Annotated in this window: 3 protein-coding genes; all 3 read left to right on the top strand. The window is 68.7% G+C overall.

What is annotated here, in order from left to right; all coding sequences use genetic code 11:
- A partial coding sequence (gene carB / locus MJ777_RS22480) for a carbamoyl-phosphate synthase large subunit (protein ID WP_239377713.1) occupies positions 1 to 1,936 on the top strand: 1,936 nt, incomplete at its 5' end.
- Positions 1,937 to 1,976: 40 nt separating this feature from the next.
- On the top strand, positions 1,977 to 2,723 hold the full coding sequence (pyrF, locus tag MJ777_RS22485) for an orotidine-5'-phosphate decarboxylase (protein WP_239309959.1): 747 nt from the start codon (positions 1,977 to 1,979) through the stop codon (positions 2,721 to 2,723).
- A gap of 261 nt (positions 2,724 to 2,984) precedes the next feature.
- A complete protein-coding gene (gene mihF / locus MJ777_RS22490) occupies positions 2,985 to 3,302 on the top strand; it encodes an integration host factor, actinobacterial type (protein WP_239309958.1) in 318 nt (105 codons plus the stop codon).
- Positions 3,303 to 3,836: the final 534 nt, after the last annotated feature.

Below are 3,836 nucleotides of genomic sequence, written 5' to 3' on the forward strand. Positions count from 1 at the left end.
CCGCACGTTCCGGCACCGCGCCGGCATCCGGCCGGTCTACAAGACGGTCGACACCTGCGCGGCCGAGTTCGCCTCGGCCACGCCCTACCACTACTCGTCCTATGATTCCGAGACCGAGATCGTCGCCAGCGACCGGCCGCGGGTCATCGTCCTGGGCAGCGGGCCGAACCGGATCGGGCAGGGCATCGAGTTCGACTATGCCTGCTGTCACGCGGTGATGTCGCTGTCGGCGGCCGGTTATGAGACGATCATGATCAACTGTAATCCGGAGACGGTGTCCACCGACTACGACACCGCCGACCGGCTCTACGTGGAGCCGCTCACCGTCGAGGACGTCCTGGAGGTCGTCCACGCCGAGCGGCAGGCCGGCCCGCTGGTCGGCGTGATCGTCCAGCTTGGCGGCCAGACTCCGCTGGGCATCGCGGCATCGCTTGCCGCCGCTGGCGTCCCGATCGTCGGGACGGCACCGCGCGCGATCCACCTGGCCGAGGATCGTGGCCTGTTCGGCCGTGTGCTCGCCCGAGCTGGGCTGCCCTCGCCGCTGCACGGCGTGGCGACGTCCTATGCCGAGGCTCGGACGGTGGCTGACCGGGTCGGCTACCCGGTGCTGGTGCGGCCGTCCTATGTGCTCGGCGGGCGCGGCATGGAGATTGTCTACGACGACCAGATGCTGCGCTCCTACATCGAGCGGGCGACCGAGATCTCCCCCGAGCATCCGGTACTGGTCGACCGTTTCCTCGACGACGCCGTCGAGATCGACGTGGACGCCCTCTACGACGGCACGGATCTGTACCTGGGCGGCGTGATGGAGCACATCGAGGAGGCGGGGGTCCACTCCGGGGACTCGGCGTGCGCCCTGCCACCGATCACGCTGGGCCGTGCCGACCTGGAGCGGATTCGTGAGTCCACCCGGCTGATCGCGGACGGAGTCGGGGTGCGGGGCCTGCTCAACGTCCAGTACGCGATGCAGTCCGACGTCCTGTATGTCCTGGAGGCCAATCCGAGAGCGTCGCGCACCGTCCCCTTCGTGTCGAAGGCGACGGCCGTGCCGCTGGCGAAGGCCGCGGCCCGGGTGATGGTCGGCGCGACCATCGCCGAGCTGCGCGCGGAGGGGCTCTTGCCGCCGCACGGCGACGGCGCGACGCTGCCGATGGACTCCCACATCGCGGTGAAGGAGGCGGTGCTGCCCTTCGGCCGGTTCCGGGACGCCAGCGGCCACGGGGTGGACACCGTGCTCGGGCCGGAGATGAAGTCCACCGGTGAGGTCATGGGGATCGACGCGGGCTTTGGCACCGCCTACGCCAAGTCGCAGGCCGCGGCTTACGCGTCGCTGCCCACCTACGGCCGGGTGTTCGTCTCGGTGGCCAACCGGGACAAGCGCGCGATGATTTTTCCGATCAAGCGGCTCGCGGACCTCGGGTTCGTGGTCTATGCCACCGAGGGAACCGCGGAGGTGCTGCGCCGCAACGGAGTGAAGGCGGTTGTGCTCGGAAAGCACTCGGCGCCGGACTCCGGCCTGACCGACTGCGTTGAAATGATCAATTCGGGGCAGATCAACCTTGTGATCAACACGCCGTGCGGTGTCGGCCCGCGGCTGGACGGATACGAGATCCGGACGGCGTGTGTGACGACCGGCGTGCCCTGCATCACCACCATCCAGGGCGCGGCCGCCTGCGTGCAGGGTATCGAGGCCCTGGTACGCGGCGAGATCGGGGTGATGCCGCTGCAGAGCTTCCATGCGGACCTGCACGCCGCCTGGTCCGATCGGGATCGGTCCGGCGGCTCCGATGGTGCCGCCGCCCGCCACCGCGTCCCCGCCGGCCTTCAGCCCATGGCTGCCCGGCCCGCTGACGCCCATGCCCACGGCGACCAGGGGGCGACCGGCCAAGCCACGACGGCCACGACGACGGCCACAACGACCGGGCGGACGGGCTGACAGGGCTGCCGGGGACCGCGGGCCTGACGGGGGTGGTGAGATGACGGGTCTGCCGGGGGCACGACTGGCCGCCTGGACGTCGCGGCCGCCGCTGGCGGTCGCGCTGGACGTGCCCGACGGGCCGCGGGCGCTGCGGCTGGCCCGCGCGGTGGCACCGCACGTCGCCGTTGTGAAAGTCGGTCTGGAACTGTTCTGCCGTGAGGGACCCGGCATCGTGACCGCCCTGTGGGACGTGGTCGGGGGTGATCCAGGGCCGGCCGAACGGGACCGGATCGGTCTTTTCCTCGACCTCAAGCTGCATGATATCCCCCACACGGTGGCTGGGGCGATGCGGTCAGTAGCTCCGCTCGCCCCCCGGTACGTAACCGTGCATGCGGCCGGAGGCGCGGCGATGGTGCGGGCGGCCGTTGACGCCGCGCCGGATGTCGAGGTCGCCGCGGTCACCGTGCTGACCTCCCTGGGCGCTGCCGACCTCGCCTCGGCCGGCTACGGCGAGCCGCCCGCCGACGTCGTCCGCCGCCTTGCGGCACTGGCTGTCGCCGCTGGCGCGCGGGCCGTGGTGTGCAGCCCGCGTGAGGTGTCAGGGGTGCGCGCGGAGGTCGGAAACGGTGTGACTCTTATCACTCCTGGAGTTCGAGCGCAAGGCATGAATCTCGACGATCAGGCGCGTATCGCAACGCCCGCGGCGGCGCTGGGAGCGGGTTCCGACCTTCTTGTGGTGGGGCGCCCGATCATTACATCGAGTGATCCAGGGGCTGCCGCGGCTCGGTTTGTGACCGGTAGTTGACACCGTCACGGTGCCGCTGACCTGGTGTGACGTCACACAGGCCCCGGTTGGGACATCTCGAGGCGATCTGCCCGGTACGGTGGGTCCGCGAGCGACCGAAAGCAAACAGTACGGCGCGGGCAACGCGATTCATCCGGACATCCGGGCACGGTCTTGTGGACAATAGTCCGTGGATGTACCCGTGCTACCGACTGGACCGAGACGCCCGTTACTCGCTAGTTTGCGCGGCGCCGCGATCACCCGAAAGAAGGAGGCGTACCCGTGCCCCTGCCGCCCCTGACGCCCGAGCAGAGGGCTGCTGCCCTCGAGAAAGCTGCGTTGGCGCGTAAGCAGCGTGCAGAACTCAAGGAGCGGCTCAAGAAGGCGGAAGTGTCACTCGCGTCCGTCCTTGAGAGAGCCAACACCGATGAGGTCATTGGAAAGATGAAGGTGGCTGCTGTTCTCGAATCCCTGCCCGGCGTCGGTCGTGTCCGCGCCACCAGGATCATGGAGCGGCTCGCGATCAGCGACAGCCGTCGGCTGCGAGGCCTTGGCGCCAAACAGCGTGCCGCGCTGGTTCAGGAGTTCACCAGCTCCTGAGCACTGCCAGCGTTCGGCGAGGGTGTGCCGCACATCCTCCGTCGTGGGTTCGGTGCGGTGTCCCGGTAATGGTGGAACCTCGCGCCGCCGGGCCGCCGTACCGGCTGTTTTCCGGCCTTTGGCTGGGGTGCACAGTTGAGGAAGAACCCCATCATGGATGGCCTGACTAACCAGGTAAGTCAACCAACTCGACAGGGCACCCGATGGAAGCGCCGGTGACGATCGGGGCTTCGGCGGTGTGAAAGTGCGTAGGCGTGCGCCCTTTGGCCACGACACCGGCGGCCAAAGAGTATGTGATCTTGTTTTTTTCGCATGCTCGGAGGCCTTGAGGATGACTAAGAGCGCCCGAGGATAGGGCGTTCGATCAGTGAGCGGCTCAGCCGCGCCCGATCCGGCAAGACGGCGGAGGAAGGCGCCCTGGGACTGGGCGCCGACTGACGACAACGTGGCCGGGCGGGATGCGGGGAGCCGCGAGCCGGACAGTCCTATCCTCGGGCGCTCTAAGGTGTGTTGATGCGGCTCACTGTTCTGTCT

The sequence above is a fragment of the Protofrankia sp. Cj5 genome, assembly GCF_917627405.1.
Taxonomy (GTDB): Bacteria; Actinomycetota; Actinomycetes; order Frankiales; family Frankiaceae; genus Protofrankia.